Origin of the sequence: Streptomyces sp. WM4235 (genome assembly GCF_001279725.1) — a bacterium.
In the GTDB taxonomy this organism is placed as follows: Bacteria; Actinomycetota; Actinomycetes; order Streptomycetales; family Streptomycetaceae; genus Streptomyces.
This window is the reverse complement of record NZ_LGDE01000280.1, coordinates 1-472: the sequence shown is the minus strand read 5'-3', so window position 1 is coordinate 472 and position 472 is coordinate 1. Positions and strand designations below refer to the sequence as shown.

The following is a 472-nucleotide window of genomic DNA, read 5'->3' as shown; positions in this document are numbered from 1 at the left end:
CGTGGACGACCCCGACGAGGCCCGGATCCTCGTCCTCGGCTGGGGCTCCACCTACGGCCCCATCACCGCGGCCGTACGCCGGCTGCGCAAGGACGGCTTCCCCGTCGCCCAGGCCCACCTGCGTCATCTGAACCCCTTCCCCCGCAATCTGGACGAGGTCTTGGAGCGCTACGACAAGGTGGTGCTGCCGGAGATGAACCTCGGCCAGCTCGCCACCCTGATCCGGGCCAAGTACCTGACGAACATCCATTCCGTCACCCAGGTCAACGGGATGCCCTTCAAAGCCGCGCAGTTGGCCGAGGCCGTCCAGGAGGCAAGTCGTGCCCAGTGAAGCCCTGTCCCTCGTCCCGAAGGCGGAAGCCGTCCAGTCGGCGAAGGACTTCAAGTCGGATCAGGAGGTCCGTTGGTGTCCGGGCTGCGGCGACTACGCCGTGCTCGCCGCCGTCCAGGGCTTCATGCCCGAACTCGGCCT

The 472-nt window shown here is 67.6% G+C and carries 2 pseudogenes; both read left to right on the top strand.

The features are described 5' to 3' along the window. Window positions 1-331, top strand: a pseudogene (locus tag ADK55_RS19380) (2-oxoglutarate ferredoxin oxidoreductase subunit alpha); the annotation flags it as partial. Then, a pseudogene (locus tag ADK55_RS37790) lies at window positions 321-472 on the top strand (2-oxoacid:ferredoxin oxidoreductase subunit beta); the annotation flags it as partial. The pseudogenes ADK55_RS19380 and ADK55_RS37790, both read left to right, overlap by 11 nt.